This is a genomic window from Serratia sp. 2723 (genome assembly GCF_050434425.1).
In the GTDB taxonomy this organism is placed as follows: Bacteria; Pseudomonadota; Gammaproteobacteria; order Enterobacterales; family Enterobacteriaceae; genus Chania.
This window is the reverse complement of the sequence record NZ_JBNDIN010000001.1, coordinates 103,805-123,467: the sequence shown is the minus strand read 5'-3', so window position 1 is coordinate 123,467 and position 19,663 is coordinate 103,805. Positions and strand designations below refer to the sequence as shown.

Here is a 19,663-nt window from a genome sequence, read left to right as displayed (position 1 = left end):
ACGAACCCCATTGCCCTCGCTCGCGAGGGCTTTTTTATGGGTGTAAAAAAGGCCGCTCAGCGGCCTTAATATTACAACGGGAGCCGCATGCAGCTCCCGTTTAGCTAATGTCAGTAGGTTTCTTTCGGTTCGGCCTTGTTAGCCAGCCCCGCCAGCAGCTTGTCATGAATGCCGCCAAATCCGCCGTTGCTCATCACCAGAATATGGTCACCCGGCTGTGCGGTTTTCACGATCATCTCCACCAGCGTATCCAGATCGGCACTCCAGTGCGCAGGCTGGACGCAAGCTTCAGCAACTTCCGCTACCTGCCACGGAATGTGGTGAGGCTGGAACAAGAACACTTCGTCAGCACGGCCCAGTGACGGGGCCAGATCGTTTTTACTGATCCCCATTTTCATGGTATTGGAACGAGGCTCCAGCACGGCCAGAATGCGCGCGGTGCCGCCCACTTTGCCACGCAGCGCCGCCAAGGTGGCCAGAATGGCGGTCGGATGATGGGCAAAGTCGTCATACACCGTGACGCCATTGGCTTCACCGCGCAATTCCAGACGGCGGCGGGCATTGATAAAGTCACCCAGCGCTCGGCAGGCATCGGCTGGCTGTACGCCAACATGGCGGGTGGCGGCGATCGCCATCAGGCCGTTATGCATGTTGTGTTCGCCCACCAGCGCCCAGTTAACCTCGCCCACCTTTTCGCCGTTGAGGAACACTTCGTAATGGCTGGCATCCGTCGCCAGTTTGTGCGCGCGCCACGCGCCCCCTTCCCCAACCCATTCCTGTTCGCTCCAGCATCCCATCGCCATCACCTGTTTCAGATGGGTGTCGTTTTCCGGCAGGATAATCTTGCCTTGGCCCGGCACCAGGCGCACCAGATGATGGAACTGCTTCTGGATGGCTTTCAGATCGTCAAAGATATCGGCATGATCGAACTCGAGGTTGTTCATGATCAGCGTGCGCGGGCAGTAGTGAACAAACTTGGAGCGTTTGTCGAAGAAGGCACAGTCATACTCATCGGCTTCGATGACAAAGAACGGGCTGCCGCCAAGACGGGCCGAGACATCGAAATTGCCCGGTACGCCGCCAATCACAAAGCCCGGCTGATAGCCACAGGCTTCCAGGATCCAGGTCGCCATTCCGGCGGTGGTGGTCTTACCGTGTGTTCCCGCTACTGCCAGCACCCAGCGATCGCGCAGGACATAATCATGCAGCCACTGAGGGCCAGACATGTAAGGAATGCTCTGTTCCAGCACCGCTTCTACGCAAGGATTACCACGGCTCATGGCATTGCCGATAATCACCAGATCCGGAGCCGGATCCAATTGGGCAGGATCGTAGCCCTGGATCAGTTCGATCCCTTGCTTTTCCAGTAAGGTGCTCATCGGAGGATAGACGTTGGCATCTGAACCGGTCACCTCGTGCCCCAGTGAACGAGCCAACATGGCTAGCCCCCCCATAAAGGTGCCGCAGATCCCAAGAATATGTATGCGCATTAGGTTTCTCATTTTAGTGCATCGATTTGCTGCCTATTCTAGCGCTCAGAATCGCTCAGAAGAAATGGATTTGCCTATGAATCGCAAGTTGCTTTGGGCTACACTGCTGACGAAAACGTTGGCGGTATGTTAACAAGCCGCTATCCATCCGTAGATTCAGGGATTGTGTCATGAAAACGTTAGGCGAATTTATCGTCGAGAAACAACACGACTTCTCTCACGCCACCGGTGAGCTGACTTCATTACTTTCAGCCATTAAACTGGGTGCCAAAATCATTCACCGTGATATCAACAAGGCGGGTTTAGTTGATATCTTGGGGGCTAACGGCATTTCCAACGTTCAGGGCGAAGTTCAGATGAAACTGGACCTGTTCGCGAACGAAAAGCTGAAAGCCGCGTTGAAGGCTCGTGGTGAAGTAGCGGGCATCGCTTCGGAAGAAGAAGACGAGATCGTGATTTTCGACGGCGAGCGAGCTGAGAATGGCAAGTATGTGGTGCTAATGGATCCGTTGGACGGCTCGTCCAACATTGATGTGAACGTCTCGGTCGGGACGATCTTCTCTATCTATCGCCGCATCACTCCGATTGGCACGCCAGTCACCGAAGAAGATTTCCTGCAGCCTGGCCATGCCCAGGTAGCGGCCGGTTATGTGGTTTATGGCTCTTCCACCATGCTGGTATACACCACCGGTTATGGCGTACATGCCTTTACCTACGATCCGTCTCTGGGGGTGTTCTGCCTCTCCCACGAGAAAGTGCGCTTCCCGGAAAAAGCCAATATGTATTCCATCAACGAAGGTAACTACATCAAGTTCCCGCTCGGGGTGAAGAAATACATCAAATACTGCCAAGAGCAGGATGAAGCCACCCAGCGCCCTTATACCTCACGCTATATCGGTTCACTGGTTGCCGACTTCCACCGTAACCTGCTCAAAGGCGGCATCTATATCTATCCAAGCACCGCCAGCCACCCAAAGGGTAAGCTGCGTCTGCTGTATGAATGCAACCCGATGGCGTTCCTGGCGGAACAGGCCGGGGGTAAAGCCAGCGATGGCAAAAACCGCATTCTGGATATCGTGCCGGAGCAACTGCACCAGCGTGCGCCATTCTTCGTCGGAACCAAATCGATGGTAGAAGACGCCGAACGCTTTATTGCTGATTTCCCGGACCAGTAACGAGATAAAAGGGGCGGCGTGCCGCCCCTTCACATCACAGTTTGAACACAGCCATACTCTGTGCCAATAGCTGCGCCTGCTCTTCCAAAGAGCGCGTTGCCGCCGCAGACTCTTCCACCAGCGCCGCATTCTGCTGTGCCACCTGATCCATTTGCACTACCGCCAGGTTGACCTGCTCGATACCACTGCTTTGTTCGCGAGTGGCCGCCGAGATTTCACGCATCAGCGCCGTGACGCGCCCGACTTCACCGGTTATTCCGTTCATGGTCTTCGCCGCCGTTGCCGCCATCTGTTCACCTTCCCGCACGCGGTGTTGTGAAACTTCGATCAGCCCTTTGATCTCTTTGGCCGATTGCGCACTACGTTGAGCCAGGCTGCGTACCTCACCGGCCACCACGGCAAAACCACGGCCTTGTTCACCGGCACGTGCCGCCTCTACCGCCGCGTTGAGCGCCAGGATATTGGTCTGGAAGGAGATCCCGTCCATCACGCTGATGATGTCGGCGATGCGTCGGGAGCTGTCGGTAATGGCCTGCATCTTGCTCATCACCTGGCTGACCACGTCACTGCCCTGCTCGGCAATATCGGAGACGCTCAGTGCCAACTGGTTAGCCTGTTCGCAGTTTTCAGCATTCATTTTCACCGTAGAGGTCAACTGCTCCATGCTGGCGGCGGTTTGCTCCAGCGAAGCGGCCGATTCCTCCGTACGCTGCGCCAGATGAACGTTGCCCGCAGCCAACTCGCGGGAACCGGTATCGATCTGGCTGCTGGCATCGCGGACTTTACTGACCGACATCACCAGCGATTGCTGCATACGTTGCATCGCGCGTACCAAGCGCCCCATTTCGGTCTCGCCCTCACCGCTGATATCGTGGGTCAGATCCCCGGCGGCGATATGCTCCAATTGGACGATCGACTCATCTAACGGGCGCAGCAAGATCACGCGCATAGCAAACCAGGCCAGCACCGCCAGTAACACGCTGAGCAGCCCAGCCACGACAATCAGGATAATCTTGGTGCTGGCATTACTTTCTGCCTCATGCGCACGCTGCTGGCCAATATCCATGGCAAACGCGCGGAATTCACTAAGATCGGCTTCAAAAGCAATGCTCAGCCTGGAGATATGATTTTCTTGAATGGCATAATAGTCATCCAACTTCCCCGCCTTGATCGCCGCCGCCATGGGCGCAATGCCCTGTTCCAGATAGGCACGATAGCTCGCCTGCATCCGCAAAGAGAATTGGCGACCCCGTTCGGTCACTGTTCCCACATCGACAAAGCGCGCCATTTCCTTTTTCGACTGTTCCAGATAGCCATAAATGCGCCCCACCGAGGCGTCAGCAACCTCAATCTGACCAATCTCGCGCTGGCGTACTGCAAGCGAAGCAGCCGTTCTGGCCCGTAGCGCCAAATTGGAGCTGTTGGCCAACGAACCCAGTTCTTCCCCCAGGATCTGGTTCAGAGTCTGTAGCGAACGCGTTCCTTCGTTAATGGCTTTAACCCCGATGATGCTGACAACAATCAACAGCAACGTCATCAGGCTCAACAGGGCAATCAGCCCGGCCTTAACGGTGATCTTCTTTAACATGAGTGTTTCCCGGCTTTAGAAAATAAGTGGCATCAGATGTAGAGGAGGCAAAAAGACAGGGTCAGCTAGCTACTGGACCATTATTATTTGGGGAAGTTATCGGCAGCCGAGGAGTAAACTTCAATCATTAAGGGATTAATCTGGAAAAGTTGCTGTTATCGACCAGGCAGTAGCTCAATGATGAAAAGGGCGGGAAATCACAAAAGACTCCGCTATAATAGCCGCCACTCCATTTCTGGTTTGATTAAAGGAAACCGACATGAGCTTGAACCTGGTCCCTGCTGGCAAAGACCTGCCAGAAGACATCTACGTAGTTATCGAAATCCCGGCTAACGCCGATCCAATCAAATACGAAATCGACAAAGAAACCGGCTCGCTGTTCGTTGACCGTTTCATGTCCACGGCGATGTTCTACCCGTGCAACTACGGTTACATCAACCATACCCTGTCACTGGATGGTGATCCGGTAGACGTGTTGGTGCCAACCCCATACCCACTGCAACCGGGCTCAGTGATCCGCTGCCGCCCAGTTGGCGTGCTGAAAATGACCGATGAAGCCGGTGAAGATGCAAAACTGATTGCCGTACCGCACAGCAAACTGACCAAAGAGTACGATCACATTAAAGATGTGAACGACCTGCCAGAACTGCTGAAAGCGCAGATCAGCCACTTCTTTGAACACTACAAAGATCTGGAAAAAGGTAAATGGGTGAAAGTGGAAGGTTGGGCAGACGCTGCCGCAGCCAAAGCTGAGATCGTTGCCTCTTTCGAGCGCGCCAAGAAGTAATGCGCTGCCCGAATTTCTGATGAAAAAACACCGCCCAGATGAGCGGTGTTTTTTTTACTGCTTTTCGTCAAGACGCTTGAGCCAGTCACCGCTTTCAATCCGCGGGAAACCATCCACACTGTGTCTATACAGGTAGATCCACGCACTGCCATAAGGCGTGCGGATCAGCTCGCGCTTGTAGTCTTTGGTATTGCTTTTCAACTCGTCCAGCTCGGCCAGAATCGATGAGTTAATACGATACACTTCGCAGTGTACCGTGCCCTCTCCAGGGATCGCAGCCGGGTAGTGGCCCAGATTATAAAGCTGGTAGCCTTCTAACTCATGTTCACCCAACCATTGGGCGTTGGTCATCCAATGGCTGTTTCCCTGTTTGCGTCGTAAACTGCCGTAGACAATTATTCGCATAGCTAAAACTCAAACTGATAGAGCACATCCAGTGCCTGGTCTAGACCAGACACCGCTTCCAGATACAACCTAGGCATCAGGCGGTATCGCAACGTCAGCGTGGCCAATGAGTCGAAGATCCCCACCCCATATTTTACTTGTAAGCCAGGGAGGACATAGCCGCTCACCACTACCTGAGAGCTGTCACCAACTCCCTCGGTATCCAGGGCCAGATTACTTACGCCAAACGCCTCGCCGATTTTACCCACAAGTTGACCACTTTGTGCAACCCCCATACCAATTAACATTGAGGTCATGGCATTGCCATCGGCACCGCCAGCCCCTAATCCCTGGCCGCGCAGCAGGTAAGACAGCGCTTCTTGCTGAGACATGGCCGGATCAGAGAACACTTCCAGCCTTGGCGCATCGGCCATGCCGGTCACGCGGACACCGGCGGTCACGTCATTTTCCGTAGCATCCGGATTACGGATCGCCTCGATATTCAGCAGCGGTTGATCCGGTGGCCCAGAGAATATCAGTTGGCCTTTGCGCACCAGCAGATCCTGCCCATAAGCATGGAAACGCCCCGATGGAATATTAATTTGGCCATGCACCCCCAGACCATTGCGATCCTGTGCCACACGCAGGTCGCCACGCAGTCTGGCTTTCAGGCCAAATGCATCCAGACGCACGTCGTTACCCACACGGATCGTCAGATTGCTGTTGATTGGGATCCCTGCTGTCGCCGGTTGGATCGGCTTGAGCTGGTTATCCAGCATCACTTCATCAGGAGAAACCCCGACTGCGCTTTCTGGCAGTTCCTGCACCGTGATGCGAGCCCAAGGAATAGCCACGCTACCGTCGAGTGAGAACAGCTGCGGCGTGGCTTCAAACACCACATCCGGTGAAACATCAATACGTACCATTGGTGGCAGGGTCACCCGCAACCGATCGCCCTTGGCGGCAATACGTGCACGCCAGGCATTGATATCCCGCCAGTCGGCATCCCCGGCCAGATTGAGCTGCCCATGCGTGGTCGCCAGCAACCCTTCCAGGGTCGAGGTCATCCCATTGAAGTTCAGCGCCAGGCGGCCTTCGGTCATATCGAACGGCATCCAGTGGCCAGCGATCGCCACCTTATCCAGCGCCAGACGGCCAAACACTAGCGGGTTCTGCGCATTGCCGCCTAATTGCAGGTTGGCATTCAGCATCCCCGCGGCTTTTTCGCCCTGCGTCAAAATCGGGTTAAGCAGCGCCAGCGACACATTGGTGATATTTACGTTGCCGCTGATGGCACGACGCACCTGCGGATCGGCGATCTGAACGTTGCCGTTAAACTGGCCGTTATTGGTCAGCTTGATCAGCCAGTCTGCCTGCGCCCGGCCATTGTTCAGACCCGCATTGAGGTTCAGCGTGTCAAAAGCGATCGGCAATGCGCTGCCCTGCACCTGCTGCACCACTTTTACCCCTTTGCCCACCAGTGAAACCTTCGCCTGTGGCAATGCGCCACCCGGTTGCCAACTCACGTCAGCTCGGCCGCTAAAGACCCCGTTCATGGCGGTATCCGGCCCCAGGAACGGTTTGATCATTGCCAGGTCGAAGCGGTTGAGTACCACACTAGCCTGGCCGCTGGCCCCCGCCTCGATGGTTTTAGGTACGCACAGCTCGGCATTCGGGTTCACCCAGCAATGCGGTCCTACGCTGACCTTCTGTTGCGTGTTCAGGTAATCCAACGCAATGGCACGGCTAAGACGCCATTCACCCACCGGTGTATCAAAGCGAGTGTTGTTCAGGTTGCCTCGCCAGCGCTGTTGCTGACGATCAAAGCTGCCCTCCAGGGCCAATTGCCCGGAAACCGGCTTGCCGTCGATATTCACTTGCAGCCGGTGCTGGCGCTCGTTGCCTCTGGCATCCAACGTCAACAGATTGATCTGCAATGCATCCTGTTTCAACTGTTCAACCCGTACCGCCAGTTGCCCCTGGATCTGATCGCTGGAACGGACATCGCCGTCAATCTTCACCCGATTGATATGCAACGCCTGCCATTGCAAGCCTGTCGCGGTCAGGTCTGCCAACAGCTGCGGTGCCTGCAGATTACCGCGCAGCTTCAACTGCCCACGGACATTGCCGGCAAGCCCCGGTAAAGCACCGTCGAGATGCGCTGCATCAACATTGGCATCCAGCACCCAGCTCTTCTCATCCAACTGGCCTTTAACGCTGAGCGTATTGCGCCCTAAGGCCAGATCGATACCGGGGATCGCCCACTGCCCGGCCGCATTGCCACGCAGAGAGCCTCGCGCCGATACCTTGTTTTGTTTTACATTGCCGTCGAGCTGCAGCACCGGCACCTGTAATTGCCAACTGCCGCCATGCAGGCTGCCACGGGTGGTGATTTTCCCTTCCAACCGCGCCGGCCATTCCGGCCATTGCTTGGCGGTATTAATACCCGACAGCGTCAGCTGTGACGTCCAGCTGATCGCTTTGCTCCAGTCCACCAACGCCGTCAGATCGGTGTTCCCCTCCAGCGCAACCAACCGCAGGCGCTCGAGTCTGAACTGTTCAAGATTACCTTTACCATCAAGCTGTAGCACTGCCGGTGGCAGATCCTGGCCTTTGAAATTGGCACGGGTAGAGAGCGCATAATCTGCGGCCTTGCCGTTAAAGCGCAGGCGGAAGTCATTAACCTGATACTGCGCCTCGCCGGTCAGCGGCCATTTCAGCTGTTTGCTTTGCAGCGTCAGCGCCAAGGGTAAACCCACCTCTGCCAGCTGGGTTTGCACATCCAGCTGCGCACCAACGGGGCCAGACAGATTAAGCGCCACTTTCAGCTCTTCACGCAGGCCACCCGTCACATTCAGCTTCACCTTCTCGCCTTTCAATGGATCGATATTCAGCGTGCTGTTGGCCACCATCTCCACCGGCCAACTACCGGTCAGCGTTGCCTGCCCTTTGGCGGAAAGCATACCTTGTGGCGATCTCACGTCGAAGCGATCTAGCTGAATATGCTGATCTTTGGTGCTGGCCTGTAGCTGCAAGCGGGTGATCGATACCTCTGTGTCCCCGGTCAGATGCAGTTGCTCGCCGCTAATATCCTCAACGCTAATATCAAGCGGCAGACGAATTTCTGGCAGATCCGGCAGCAACGGTTTGGCAAACAGCGCTTTCAGGGTTTCGCCCAACGGTTTCTCTTCCACTGGCGGTGGCACCAATGCTGGCGCAACCGTCGTTTTCTCTACCACCTTGTCCGCCACTTTCTCCACTGCAGGCTGCAGCACCTCCGGCAAAGGATTTGCAGGTGTTTTTGGCAAGGCAATGAGCAAAGCTCGGATCGTAGTTGGCCTCAGCGTCAACGCACGTTCCTGCCACTGCGCGCCAGTGCTGAATTCCCCCAGCGAGATCGCCGTATCGTCCACGGTAACTTTGACGTTGTTCAACGCCAGCTTACGCAAGGTAATGGGATAAGGCGTGCTGAGATCGCCGATCGGTTCGCTGCTTTCCTCAACAGGCGCAGCAGGAGCCATTTCAGCGGTTTTCACCACCACATCGACATCCTGTGCAGTCAGCGCATTGACGCACAATGAACTGTGTTTGAAACAGGAGAGATCGAGCGAGAGATGGAACTGCCCGGCGTTAACCGCCACGCCCGGCATCTGATACTTCACGCCTTTCAGGGTCAGATCGCGCCAGCCGCCGCTGACCGCCGCAATTTCCAGCCCGGGTACCCAACGGGCAGCGCCGTTGATCAGCATATGCAGGCCGGAAGTGGTGCCAAGCAGAAACGCCAACGTGCCAATCAGCAACAACAGCAGGATCAAAAATCCCAGACAAATCTTTTTTATCAGGCTCATAGTTCAGGCCCCAAACCGATATAGAACTGTAGGCCGTGGGTCTCTTTATCCCCAACCGGCGCGGCGATATCCAGTTTCACCGGCCCTACCGGTGACTGCCAGCGCACGCCGACACCCGCCCCCGTCTTGAAATCGCTGTCTGAGAATTTATTGACCGCCTGCCCAGAATCCACAAACATCGCCCCCCACCAACGGCCAGTGACGTTATATTGATACTCAAGCGACCCCGTCGCCATTTTAGAGGCACCTGTCAGCTTGCCGTCATCTCCACGCGGGGAAATACCCTGGAATTTATAACCACGGATACTGCGATCGCCACCGGCGAAGAAGCGCAAATCCGGCGGCACTTTGTCAAAATCATTGGTTTCAATCCAGCCAACCTGACCACGGACTACAAAGCGGTTTTTCTCCCCTAAGGTGCGGATCCAGACGTTCTGCGCCTGCAGTAACGCAAAATCGACCCCGGAGCCCCAAGTGGTGTCCGACACGTCAATGGAGTAGCGCTGGCTGTCGCCCCATACCGGCATCAGGCCACCGCGTGAACGCGTACGGTTGATGGCCACACCAGGATAAAGCAGCATGGTGGTATTGGTGACGGTGCCCTGGGTAAAGTGGTCCAGGCGCCAACTGAGGTTGAACGCTCGCTGCCAGCCGCTGGAGAGATCCCAGTTACGCGAAGCCACAACCTTGGTACTGTCAGACTGGGTATCGTTCAGATCGGTACGTTTGAAACCGGCCTGCAACAGGTAATACTGTTCCAGCGGGCTACGTAGCAACGGGATCCTGTAGGTCAGATCCAACTGCTGTTCCGGCGCGGAGATGCTGGCGGTGGTGATCAGGCTGTGGCCCCGATCGTTCAGCCAGGGCTTGCGCCAGGTTCCACGCACCCTTGGGCCAATATCGGTAGAAAAACCGCCGCCCAGCTCCATAATATTGCTGCTACGCGGGGTTACCAGCGCATCCAACGGCAAAATCTTGCTCTCTTTGGCATCGGTGAAGTCAGGAGATACCACCACCGAGTTGAACCAGTTGGTGGCAGACAAACGACGGTTCAGTTCGGCCAGATCGTTTGAGCTGTAATAATCGCCCTGGTGAAAGGGCACCAGGTTTTGCAGATAATCTTCGCGGATTTGCGAGCCTTTGAAATTCACCTTGCCGAAGTGATAACGATCGCCACTGTCGAAATCGATATCCCAGAATGCTTGATGCAGCTCTTGCGCTACGCCAAGCTGGCTCTTTTTCATGTTGGCATCGAAATAGCCTTTACGCAGCGCAATCCCGGTCAGGGAACTTTTAAAGCTATCGTATTGGCCATGATTGAGGATCTCGCCCACGGTTGGCCGGTCGGTTCTGACCAGGCGCAGGTAATCCTCATCCGTTCTTGCGCCGCCTTCCAGCGTAATATTCGCCCCGGCAATGCGCACCGGCTCACCTGGAGTGACATGAACACGCAACACCGGACGCGAGAGCTTTGGGTTATCGTCAAAGGTGAAGTCAATAGTGGGTTCATAATATCCCAGAGGCCGTAGCCCCTGACGGATGGCAGCATCCACCCGAGCGCGAAAACGCCCCTCGGCATTGACCTCTTCCGGCGTGATCGCCGACAGGCGCACACGCACGTTGCGCTCCAGATCCCCACTCAGGCCGTCAACCTGCAGCCGCACATTCGCCGCTAACACCGACGGCATAACGAATAGCGCACATAACATGCAAAGGACACGATATCGTGGCACAGGTGCTCCTTAATTGATTTTTCTGTCCTGTCAGTACCTTTGCTCTGGTGCTGGGGCGGTGCTGCGCTATCAGACTGCCCTCTTTACCTTGAGATCCCTGACGTTGCCCATACGGCAACGATCGAGACCGAAAACAAGACGCATTCTTAGCTTTTGGCGCTCAAAATACTGCGTTAAGCTGATACATAACCTTAGATAGGGCTTATTGTGGGCAAAGAAGCGGCCAGTTACAACTGACACGCGTCCCTATTAGGCGAATTCTTATTATGGCAACAGGAGTGAAACGTGGTGCAATCTTTTGATAAGTCTCAAAACATCGATAAGGCAAGTGCGCTTCCTGGCCGTACTACGCCGATGCCCGTCGCTACGCTTAACGAGGTGACCGGCCATTCCATGACCTTCGTACCCGAGGGAATGGCAACGGCCATCTTCGGCATGGGCTGCTTTTGGGGCGTTGAACGCCTGTTTTGGCAGCAGCCGGGTATGTATAGCACTGCCGCAGGTTACAGCGGTGGCTATACGCCAAATCCAACCTATCGTGAAGTATGCAGCGGCCAGACTGGCCATGCCGAAGTGGTACGCGTAGTCTTTGATCCGCAGGTCATCAGTTACCGCCAACTGTTGCAGGTATTCTGGGAAAACCACGATCCTGCGCAGGGTATGCGCCAGGGCGGAGATATCGGTACCCAATACCGCTCTGCTATTTACTACCTGGATGCAGAACAACAGGCCGAAGCGGAGCAAAGTCTGCAAGCTTTCCAACAGGCCATGGATAAAGCGGGCGATCAACGCACCATCACCACTGAAATCGCACCGGCACTGCCTTTCTACTACGCCGAGGATGACCACCAGCAATACCTGCATAAGAATCCAGGCGGCTATTGTGGCCTGGGCGGCATTGGGGTATGCCTGCCTGCACAGGGTTAATCTGTTAATTTTTAACCACTGGCGGCCCTCACGGGGCAACTGCTATACTGTGTTGGGCCGCGTTTGCGGCCCGCTTTTATGGGCGCGTGATATAATAACGCCCCCTTTGATTCACATTTTACACGGTATTACCCCTGCGAAAGATCGCCGACATCCCGTCGGTACGAATGGATAGACTATGTTAAACAGTATTTTACTGATTCTTTTTCTGATCGCAGTGAGTGCGTTTTTCTCGCTTTCAGAAATCTCTCTGGCTGCGTCACGCAAGATCAAACTCAAACTGATGGCTGACGAAGGCAACATCAATGCCGCCAGAGTCCTTAAGCTGCAGGAAACCCCGGGGATCTTCTTTACCGTGGTGCAAATCGGCCTTAACGCCGTAGCCATCCTCGGTGGTATCGTCGGTGACGCAGCCTTCTCCCCCAGCTTCAAAGTGCTTTTTGATCGTTTCCTGTCACCCGAACTCTCCGAGCAAATCAGCTTTATGTGCTCGTTTGTGATGGTGACTAGCCTGTTCATCCTGTTCGCGGATTTAACACCGAAGCGCATCGGTATGATTGCACCGGAGACAGTTGCCGTCCGGATCATCAACCCGATGCGCTTCTCGATCATGCTGTTCCGCCCGCTGGTCTGGTTCTTCAACGGCATGGCTAACCTGATTTTCCGCATGTTCAAGCTGCCGATGATGCGTAAAGACGACATCACCTCCGAAGATATTTACGCGGTGGTGGAAGCCGGCGCGCTGGCCGGGGTACTGCGCAAACAGGAACATGAGCTGATTGAAAACGTCTTCGAGCTGGAATCACGCACCGTGCCCTCTTCGATGACATCCCGCGAAAGCGTGATTTACTTCGACCTGCGCGAAAGCGAAGACAGTATTAAGGAAAAGATCTCCACCCATCCGCACTCCAAGTTCCTGGTGTGCGACGGCCATATCGATCAGGTCGTTGGCTATGTTGACTCCAAAGACCTGCTGAACCGCGTTTTGGGCAACCAGAGCCTGGTACTGAGCAGCGGCGTGCAGATCCGCTCGGCGCTGATCGTGCCCGATACCTTGACCCTGTCAGAAGCGCTGGAAAGCTTTAAAACCGCCGGTGAAGACTTTGCGGTGATCCTCAATGAATATGCCTTGGTGGTCGGGATTATTACGCTGAACGATGTGATGACCACGCTGATGGGTGACCTGGTAGGCCAAGGTCAGGAAGAGCAGATCGTGACGCGTGATGAGAACTCGTGGCTGATTGAAGGCGGGACGCCAATCGAAGACGTGATGCGTGTGCTGCATATCGATGAGTTCCCACAGGCTGGCAACTATGAAACCATCGGCGGTTTCATGATGTACATGCTGCGCAAAATCCCGAAACGCACCGACTTTGTGAAATATGCCGGGTACAAGTTCGAAGTAGTCGATATCGACAGCTACAAGATTGACCAGCTATTGGTCACCAGACTGGTCGACAAACCGATCACGGTGCTACCAAAAGCTCCGGACGAAACGCCTCAGGCATAAATCCCCCTACGGTAGAAACATTAGCGGCCCCTAAGGGGGCCGCAGTTACTTTGCTTTGCAGGTACTCCATACATCGCGCTTTAGCCCATTTCTGCCTGTAGCAACAACACCTGTCGGTTAACTTCTGACATCACGTTGAAGTGGCGCTTGTCTCGAACCTTCGGCAACAGGATTTTCCCCTTGTCGAATTCGAACGCCCCCACATCCTTGATGTACAGCCGCCCCCGGAACAGGGTTTTTACATACGTCGCCACTTTCAGTGGGTTATAACGCTGGAAGATTCTCATAGTTGTTACTCTCCTCCCGTTGGATCCATGCGCTCAGCGAGCGGCCAAAGTGGCCACCTCGACATTCGGAGCGCAACTTGATTGCTTTCTAGTAGACTGAGTAAAGACCATTTCGTTCAACTCCGCCTGGATTTCTATCCTGGATTTACACTTTTTGACAGAATTGTGTATACCTATTTATAACCTTTTCAGTATATCCATTCAAAAAGCGCGTGATTTCTCCCAGAAGAAAAAACTGCGATCCGGTTAACAGGACAGACCTCGGATGAGCGCCTATGCTTTAACGACCCTGAGTCATATTGAGATTTATTTCCCTCTGCAGGAGAATGCATGAAAAATAGCATGCTAATGATAACGCTGCTGTTGGCCCCAATGTTGGCCTCTGCTCACAACCTTCAGCTCCACCAGCGCGTGGCACCGATCGGCGTCAGCGATAAAGGCGAGTTGGACTATGTTGATAATAATTTTAGCTACAAAGGTTGGAATAGCGCGCAGCTCGGTGGAAAAGTGCGAGTGGTGCAGCATATTGCTGGCCGCACTTCGGCCAAAGAGCTCAACGATCCGCTGATTGAAGCCATCAAAGCCGCCAAGCTACCGCACGATCGTTACCAAACGACGACCATCGTCAATACCGACGACGCCATCATCGGCACCGCCATCTTTGTGCGTAACAGTATTGAAGACAGCAAGAAAGAGTTCCCCTGGTCGCAGTTCATTGTCGACAGTAATGGCAACGTCAAAAAAGCTTGGGACCTGCAACCAAAAGGCTCGGCAATTGTGGTGCTCGATAAAGAAGGCAAGATCCAGTTTGCCAAAGATGGTGCACTGACGCCGCAAGAGGTGCAGCAGGTGATGGAGATGCTGCACCAGTTGCTGAAATAGCGCTTAAACGGCGTCCCGCACGGCGTTGAGCGGGGCGCAGTCTAAAACAGAGAAACCCTAAAGCCAGGGTTCAGGAAAGACTCACGCGGGGTGTATAACAGTGGCTTGCCCTGCCAATCGTGGATCTGAGCCCCGGCTGCTACCGCTACCGCGTGCCCTGCCGCCGTATCCCAGATATTGGTAGGCCCAAACCGTGGGTAAAGCTGCGCCCGCCCTTCAGCCACCAGACAGAACTTCAGTGATGAGCCTACCGAGATGGTTTGGTGTTCGCCCAACTGTTGCAGGTAATCCTGTAATTCCTCATCGCTATGGGAGCGGCTGACCACCACCAACGGTAGCTCGGCATTACTGACGCTAATCTCACGACGCCGGCCCCCTTCTTCCTTCCAGGCCTTGCCGCGTTCGGCCAGATAGAGCACGTCCATCGCCGGAGCATAGACCACGCCCATTACCGCCTCACCCTCTTCGATCAGCGCGATATTGACCGTAAACTCACCGTTACGGTTTAAAAACTCTTTGGTACCGTCCAGCGGATCGACCAGCCAGTAACGCGTCCAGTTGCGGCGGACTTCCCAAGCGGGAGGGTCTTCTTCTGACAGCAGTGGGATCTCCGGCGTCAGTGCCGCCAGACCTCGTTTGATGATATGGTGTGCGGCCAAATCCGCGGCAGTCACCGGTGAATCATCTTTTTTCTGTGCCATATCAAGCGGCTGTTCACCATGATATACCGCCATGATCGCCGTACCCGCCTCGCGGGACAGCTGGCAAATCTGCTCCAACATAGTGCACCTCAGACATTCAGTTCCGTGGGACATTTCCCCTTGCTATAGCTTGCAGCCTAGTTTTTTTTGGGCGGAATATCCATCCCAACTCGCTAAGCTGCGGTATTTATTCAAGTCTTCTCCGTCACAACTTTGCATCTCGGTACGTTACATTCGGTCAGTTTATGCCAGACTTCACTGTTTTATGAGAGAGGGAGTGGTAATTACATACCCCTTTGGGATGCCCCTCGAAGAATAATCCAATGGAGATAACCATGATCAAGCGCCCTTTGGGACTATCTGCCCTGGCCCTGCTGGTCTGCGCCTCAACGCAGGCAGCCACGGTCGACCTGCGCGTGCTGGAAACCAGCGACCTGCACGGCAATATGATGGACTTCGACTATTACAAGGATAAACCCACCGATAAATTCGGCCTGGTGCGAACCGCCAGCCTGATCCAACACGCTCGCCAGCAGGTGACCAACAGCGTACTGGTCGATAATGGTGACCTCATCCAGGGCAGCCCAATGGCTGATTATATGGCCGCCAAGGGCTTGAAACCCGGCGATACCCATCCGGTCTACAAGGCGATGAATACCCTGGATTATGTGGTGGGCAATATCGGTAATCACGAATTCAACTACGGGCTAGACTATCTGAAGAATGCCCTGGCCGGTGCCAAATTCCCCTACGTCAACGCCAACGTTATTGATGCCACCACGCAAAAACCGTTGTTCACGCCCTACATTATTGTCGATACCCCGGTAAAAGACCGTGATGGCACAGCTCATACCTTACGTATCGGCTATATCGGTTTTGTGCCGCCGCAGATCCTGGTGTGGGACAAAGCCAACCTGCAGGGGAAAGTGGCCGTTAACGACATCACCGAAACCGCCAAGCACTACGTACCGGAAATGCGCAAACAAGGGGCCGATCTGGTCGTCGCGATCCCCCACTCTGGCCTTTCCAGCGACCCCTATAAGGCCATGGCGGAAAACTCGGTGTACTACCTCAGCCAGGTTCCTGGCATCGATGCCATCATGTTCGGCCATGCGCACGCGGTTTTCCCCAGCAAGGATTTCGCCAATATCAAAGGCGCGGATATCGATAAAGGCTTGTTGAACGGCGTACCTGCGGTGATGCCCGGCCAATGGGGCGATCATCTCGGCATCGTGGATCTGCAATTGAACAACGATGGGGGAAATTGGAAGGTTACCGCAGCGAAGGCACAGGCCAGACCGGTTTATGACAAAGAGAACAAGCGCTCGTTGGCAACGGAAGTTCCCGCACTGATCAAAGTGTTAGAGGAAGATCATAACGGAACGCGTGAGTTCGTCAGCAAGCCCATCGGCAAGTCCGATGGCAATATGTACAGCTATCTGGCCCTGATCCAGGACGATCCTACCGTGCAGATCGTCAACAATGCGCAAAGAGCCTACGTCGAGCACTATATTCAAGGCGATCCGGATCTGGCCGATCTGCCGGTATTGGCCGCTGCAGCGCCGTTCAAAGTGGGTGGCCGCAAGAACGATCCCGCCAGCTTTGTCGAGGTGGAAAAAGGCCAGCTCACCTTCCGCAACGCCGCCGATCTCTATCTTTATCCCAATACCCTGGTGGTGGTTAAAGCCAGCGGTAAGGACGTGAAAGAGTGGCTAGAGTGCTCCGCCGGGCAGTTCAACCAAATTGACGTTAACAGCAGAAAACCACAGGGGCTGATCAATTGGGACGGTTTCCGCACCTATAATTTCGACGTGATCGACGGCGTCAATTATCAGATCGACGTCAGCCAACCGGCACGTTACGACGGAGAATGTACGCTGATCAATGACCAGGCGGAGCGTATCAAGCAGTTGACCTTCAAGGGCAAGCCGATCGATCCTGACGCCCAGTTCCTGGTTGCGACCAACAACTATCGTGCCTACGGCGGCAAGTTTGCCGGAACGGGCGATAAGCATATCGCCTTTGCTTCTCCGGATGAGAACCGCGCGGTATTAGCGGCCTACATCAGCGCAGAAACCCAGAAACACGGCGCGGTGCATCCACAGGCGGACAATAACTGGCGTTTGGCCAACTTCCACAGCCCGCAGCCGCTGGATATCCGCTTTGAGACCTCCCCTAGCGAGAAGGCTGCTGCATTTATTAAGGATAACGCCCAGTATCCTATGAAATCGGCGGGTAACGACAGCATCGGCTTTGAGCTGTATAAGATCGACCTACAAGCCAAATAATTGAGCGTTAGGCGCGTTACGGCGCGCCTTTGCCATTTTATACCTCAATACAGGGCTGACGAGTAGAAAATTTAACAACAATCTGGCTACATGGGGTTTTGCTTGATAGTATGCCTATACAGCCGAAAACATAGGAATGAGTTTTTGGCAGGACGATGAGGATTACCCAATGGTTAACCTGCTTGGTTACTATATAGGGATTAAAAAAGGAATTTGTTGACATGAATTATAGCAAACAATCCGCAGATGCCGTATTAGAAAGATATTTTGATGCGTTTGTCAAAAAGTCATCGACCGTGATTATTGATACAGTTGAAACTATGGGGTTAGGTGCTGAGAGAACGTTTATGACCGTTGCACCTGAGCTTGTGCCTGAACTGACGATGTTTCCCCAGTATAACCGGGTCATTAAAAGTCATTTATCAGCCAACCGAGATCTCATTCTTGTAGAAAATCCATCGTAGAAAAGGCATCAAGGTCTGCGCGAAAATTGAGACGTGAGAACACTGCTATTTACAATCAATTATACCAGATGAAAATAGAGATGCTTTATTTCTTAATCGAGAAAAAAGTGGATACACTCATCAATGCTGTCAAGGAGAAGTCAGCTGATGATGTAGTCCAAACGTTGAATGAAATTTTACAACAATGAGGACTCTATGAAGCTCTTAATTAGTATACTGGCAGGGTGGTCATTTATTGCCTTAGCTCTCTTGTTTTTCGCATTCTTCATATTCCTATCCTGGCAAGTACCTGAGTCCTTTATGATGTACATTGTGTATGGTGGCTTCTTTTTATCATTTTACTTATCCTATCTTTTACAGGATTATTTTAAAAAGAAATTTAAACGCTAATTCTCATTATATCGCCTGTACATTGCTTCTTGAATGCACGGGCGACATAATGGACTGCATCAATAAACTCTATCGTCCCATATGCTATAACCCGAGGTCCCAGCTATTTTATGTTGACATAAGATTGATTCATATCTAAGTGATATTCTCTCAAATGGCATTGCACCCTGATTATTAAAAATGTGTGGAAAGCTAGGACTAATAGCTATTATTGTGGCATTGCTACAGGTTTTCATGGTATATCTATTTTCACCGGAGGAAAAGTAAAATACCTTCTCAAGGTTAGAGGTAATTATATCGACTCATTCGTGTGCTCACCCATAAATTTCTGCGCTTCTTCTGACGATTCGAATGCCACAATCACGATTTTATCCGCATCAGGCCCTACGCTTACCATACTCATTCATGGTTGTCAGTTCGCCCATCACAAAACTGCTCTACCCCTTTTTATCCATGGCGCGCCCTTTAAGTTGCATATAAAATACATGTTATTAATTTCTTCCTTTAAAGGGGTATCACCATGGATTACCGTAACCAATCCCTAGGCGCACTCGCCATTGCAATCCCACGTGCCAGCAAGCTGTTCCGCGACTACGATTTGGATTTCTGCTGCGGGGGTAAACAAACCCTGGAGCGCGCTGCCAGCCGCAAAGAACTGGATCTGGATAAGTTGGAAAGTGAGCTGGCCGCGCTGGCGGCAGAACCCATGGATACCCGCGATTGGCGCCTGGCTCCGCTGTCTGAGATCATCGATTACATCCTGCCACGTTTCCACCAACGCCACCGTGAACAACTGTCAGAACTGGTGTTAATGGCGGAAAAGGTTGAACGCGTCCATGGCGACAAGCCTACCTGCCCACGTGGGTTGGCCAAGCAGCTAAACCTGATCCGTCTCGATCTGGAAAATCACATGATGAAAGAAGAACAGATCCTGTTCCCGCTGATTAAACAAGGTTTGGGGCAACAGGCGGCAGGGCCGATTTCAGTGATGGAGCATGAACATGATGAGGCAGGCGAACAGCTGGAAGTGGTGAAATTCCTCACCAACAACGTCACGCCACCGGAAGGAGCATGTAATACCTGGCAGGCGCTGTACAACGGTATCAATACGTTTATCAGCGATCTGATGGAGCATATCCATCTGGAGAACAACCTGCTGTTCCCACGCGCACTGAGCGGCAGATAGCCCCTAACCCTCTCCCAAAGGGA

Annotated in this window: 15 protein-coding genes; 8 read left to right on the top strand and 7 right to left on the bottom strand. The window is 53.6% G+C overall.

Going from position 1 to position 19,663, the window contains the following annotated elements; genetic code table 11:
• Window positions 1–110: 110 nt before the first annotated feature.
• The gene (gene mpl, locus ABIE29_RS00560) at window positions 111–1,490 is read right to left on the bottom strand and encodes a UDP-N-acetylmuramate:L-alanyl-gamma-D-glutamyl-meso-diaminopimelate ligase (protein WP_429616252.1); all 1,380 of its coding nucleotides are present in this window, start codon (window positions 1,488–1,490) and stop codon (window positions 111–113) included.
• A gap of 170 nt (window positions 1,491–1,660) precedes the next feature.
• On the opposite strand from mpl, the gene fbp reads away from it, so the two are divergent.
• Complete coding sequence (gene fbp, locus ABIE29_RS00555; protein ID WP_429616251.1) at window positions 1,661–2,665, top strand: class 1 fructose-bisphosphatase; 1,005 nt, start codon at window positions 1,661–1,663, stop codon at window positions 2,663–2,665.
• Window positions 2,666–2,699: 34 nt separating this feature from the next.
• Here the strand turns inward: fbp and ABIE29_RS00550 are convergent, their stop codons facing one another.
• Entirely contained in the window at window positions 2,700–4,253 is a 1,554-nt protein-coding gene (locus ABIE29_RS00550) for a methyl-accepting chemotaxis protein (protein WP_429616250.1), read from the bottom strand.
• A gap of 259 nt (window positions 4,254–4,512) precedes the next feature.
• Between ABIE29_RS00550 and ppa the strand changes: the two genes are divergently transcribed.
• Window positions 4,513–5,040, top strand: coding sequence for an inorganic diphosphatase (ppa, locus tag ABIE29_RS00545; RefSeq protein ID WP_021179028.1), 528 nt, complete (start codon window positions 4,513–4,515; stop codon window positions 5,038–5,040).
• Between the two features lie 54 nt (window positions 5,041–5,094).
• On the opposite strand, the gene ABIE29_RS00540 is transcribed toward ppa, so the two are convergent.
• The 3 genes from ABIE29_RS00540 to tamA are packed head-to-tail and all read right to left on the bottom strand — an operon-like array spanning window position 5,095 to window position 11,005.
• Entirely contained in the window at window positions 5,095–5,445 is a 351-nt protein-coding gene (locus ABIE29_RS00540) for a gamma-glutamylcyclotransferase family protein (protein WP_024483355.1), read from the bottom strand.
• A gap of 2 nt (window positions 5,446–5,447) precedes the next feature.
• Window positions 5,448–9,272: an autotransporter assembly complex protein TamB gene (tamB, locus tag ABIE29_RS00535; RefSeq protein WP_429616249.1), complete on the bottom strand. Its 3,825-nt coding sequence runs from the start codon at window positions 9,270–9,272 to the stop codon at window positions 5,448–5,450.
• On the bottom strand, window positions 9,269–11,005 hold the full coding sequence (gene tamA, locus ABIE29_RS00530; protein WP_429616248.1) for an autotransporter assembly complex protein TamA: 1,737 nt from the start codon (window positions 11,003–11,005) through the stop codon (window positions 9,269–9,271). The genes tamB and tamA overlap by 4 nt, the downstream gene beginning before the upstream one ends.
• A 288-nt stretch (window positions 11,006–11,293) precedes the next feature.
• On the opposite strand from tamA, the gene msrA reads away from it, so the two are divergent.
• Window positions 11,294–11,932, top strand: a complete 639-nt coding sequence (gene msrA, locus ABIE29_RS00525; RefSeq protein WP_429616719.1) for a peptide-methionine (S)-S-oxide reductase MsrA — start codon at window positions 11,294–11,296, stop codon at window positions 11,930–11,932.
• A gap of 178 nt (window positions 11,933–12,110) precedes the next feature.
• Window positions 12,111–13,442, top strand: coding sequence for a hemolysin family protein (locus ABIE29_RS00520; RefSeq protein WP_411754194.1), 1,332 nt, complete (start codon window positions 12,111–12,113; stop codon window positions 13,440–13,442).
• An 80-nt stretch (window positions 13,443–13,522) separates the two neighbouring features.
• Here ABIE29_RS00520 and ABIE29_RS00515 read toward each other — a convergent pair whose 3' ends face one another.
• A complete protein-coding gene (locus ABIE29_RS00515) occupies window positions 13,523–13,729 on the bottom strand; it encodes a DUF1107 domain-containing protein (protein ID WP_021179022.1) in 207 nt (68 codons plus the stop codon).
• Window positions 13,730–14,059: 330 nt separating this feature from the next.
• Between ABIE29_RS00515 and ABIE29_RS00510 the strand changes: the two genes are divergently transcribed.
• Window positions 14,060–14,611, top strand: coding sequence for a YtfJ family protein (locus tag ABIE29_RS00510; RefSeq protein WP_429616247.1), 552 nt, complete (start codon window positions 14,060–14,062; stop codon window positions 14,609–14,611).
• A gap of 41 nt (window positions 14,612–14,652) precedes the next feature.
• Here ABIE29_RS00510 and cysQ read toward each other — a convergent pair whose 3' ends face one another.
• Complete coding sequence (gene cysQ / locus ABIE29_RS00505; protein ID WP_429616246.1) at window positions 14,653–15,393, bottom strand: 3'(2'),5'-bisphosphate nucleotidase CysQ; 741 nt, start codon at window positions 15,391–15,393, stop codon at window positions 14,653–14,655.
• A gap of 254 nt (window positions 15,394–15,647) precedes the next feature.
• Here cysQ and ABIE29_RS00500 point away from each other — a divergent pair, with 254 nt between their 5' ends.
• From ABIE29_RS00500 to ytfE, 3 genes are all read left to right on the top strand, one after another.
• Window positions 15,648–17,600, top strand: a complete 1,953-nt coding sequence (locus ABIE29_RS00500) for a bifunctional 2',3'-cyclic-nucleotide 2'-phosphodiesterase/3'-nucleotidase (RefSeq protein WP_429616244.1) — start codon at window positions 15,648–15,650, stop codon at window positions 17,598–17,600.
• A 221-nt stretch (window positions 17,601–17,821) separates the two neighbouring features.
• Window positions 17,822–18,064: a hypothetical protein gene (locus tag ABIE29_RS00495; RefSeq protein ID WP_429616736.1), complete on the top strand. Its 243-nt coding sequence runs from the start codon at window positions 17,822–17,824 to the stop codon at window positions 18,062–18,064.
• 910 nt (window positions 18,065–18,974) lie between these two features.
• Window positions 18,975–19,640: an iron-sulfur cluster repair protein YtfE gene (gene ytfE / locus ABIE29_RS00490; protein ID WP_429616243.1), complete on the top strand. Its 666-nt coding sequence runs from the start codon at window positions 18,975–18,977 to the stop codon at window positions 19,638–19,640.
• Window positions 19,641–19,663: the final 23 nt, after the last annotated feature.

Bases quoted from the DNA above. Each gene is read 5' to 3' on its own strand.
- ABIE29_RS00495 (WP_429616736.1), top strand. From the start codon at position 17,822: ATGAATTATAGCAAACAATCCGCAGATGCCGTATTAGAAAGATATTTT.
- ytfE (WP_429616243.1), top strand. From the start codon at position 18,975: ATGGATTACCGTAACCAATCCCTAGGCGCACTCGCCATTGCAATCCCA.
- ABIE29_RS00550 (WP_429616250.1), bottom strand. From the start codon at position 4,253: ATGTTAAAGAAGATCACCGTTAAGGCCGGGCTGATTGCCCTGTTGAGC.
- ppa (WP_021179028.1), top strand. From the start codon at position 4,513: ATGAGCTTGAACCTGGTCCCTGCTGGCAAAGACCTGCCAGAAGACATC.
- tamB (WP_429616249.1), bottom strand. From the start codon at position 9,272: ATGAGCCTGATAAAAAAGATTTGTCTGGGATTTTTGATCCTGCTGTTG.
- fbp (WP_429616251.1), top strand. From the start codon at position 1,661: ATGAAAACGTTAGGCGAATTTATCGTCGAGAAACAACACGACTTCTCT.
- ABIE29_RS00500 (WP_429616244.1), top strand. From the start codon at position 15,648: ATGATCAAGCGCCCTTTGGGACTATCTGCCCTGGCCCTGCTGGTCTGC.
- cysQ (WP_429616246.1), bottom strand. From the start codon at position 15,393: ATGTTGGAGCAGATTTGCCAGCTGTCCCGCGAGGCGGGTACGGCGATC.
- ABIE29_RS00515 (WP_021179022.1), bottom strand. From the start codon at position 13,729: ATGAGAATCTTCCAGCGTTATAACCCACTGAAAGTGGCGACGTATGTA.
- ABIE29_RS00520 (WP_411754194.1), top strand. From the start codon at position 12,111: ATGTTAAACAGTATTTTACTGATTCTTTTTCTGATCGCAGTGAGTGCG.
- ABIE29_RS00510 (WP_429616247.1), top strand. From the start codon at position 14,060: ATGAAAAATAGCATGCTAATGATAACGCTGCTGTTGGCCCCAATGTTG.
- mpl (WP_429616252.1), bottom strand. From the start codon at position 1,490: ATGCGCATACATATTCTTGGGATCTGCGGCACCTTTATGGGGGGGCTA.
- ABIE29_RS00540 (WP_024483355.1), bottom strand. From the start codon at position 5,445: ATGCGAATAATTGTCTACGGCAGTTTACGACGCAAACAGGGAAACAGC.